At 60.9% G+C, this 845-nt stretch carries 1 protein-coding gene; it reads right to left on the reverse strand.

The window, feature by feature from the left end; all coding sequences use genetic code 11:
- Positions 1 to 845: MFS transporter (locus tag AB4048_RS28860; RefSeq protein WP_442205357.1), on the reverse strand; the 845-nt coding region annotated here is incomplete at both ends.

Here is an 845-nt window from a genome sequence, read left to right on the forward strand (position 1 = left end):
ATCTTGGCCATCAACGCGGCCGCCAGCAATGGCCCCACAATCGTGCCGAACCCATAAAACAGAAGCAGACCGCTCGATACCTTCACGAAATCGTCTGGACCGGCATGGTCGTTGGCATGCGCTACGGCGATCGAATAGAGGGTGTAGGCTAAGCCGCCGTATGCCGCCATCATAACGATGACCAGTGCGGCCGGCCGGGGCTGCAGGACAAACACGAGAAGCCCGAAGCCGGCCGCTCCGGCTGCGGCGCCAGCCAGCACTCGGCGGCGGTCTGTGACGTCGGACAGCCGGCCCATGGGAAACTGGAGAATGGCRCCGGCAAGAACAACGACGCTGGCCATCAGGGCAATACCCCCGTTGCTAATTCCGATGCGGGCGCCATAGACGGCTCCGAGCGTTCCCCACGCCCCGTTGGCGATCCCGATCAGAAAGCAGCCGATCAGGGCGAGCGGCGACGTGGCGTAGAGACCTTTCAGGTCAAGAGAGACGTCCTCGAGCGGTTTCGGCGTCGCTGCCAATGACACGGCCGTCGGGATCAAGGCGAGGCAGAAGAATACCCCGGCGACCATGAATAGCGACGCGTTCCTYACGTCGCCGACAGCRACGATCATCTGACCGGCGATAAGCGAAGCATACGARACGATCATGTAGAGGGCGAAGACAGTACCGCGGTTTTCATTAGTCGCTTTCTCGTTCAACCAGCTCTCAATGACCATATAAGCGCCGGCCATCACGAAGCCTGTGAAGCCCCGCAGGACGATCCAAACATACTGGTCAATCATCAGGCCCGTCAGCAATGCGATGATTGCGCTAGACGCCGCAAAGGTGCCGAACGCGCGGACGTG

Origin of the sequence: Rhizobium sp. RAF56, assembly GCF_052113965.1 — a bacterium.
Lineage (GTDB): Bacteria > Pseudomonadota > Alphaproteobacteria > Rhizobiales > Rhizobiaceae > Rhizobium.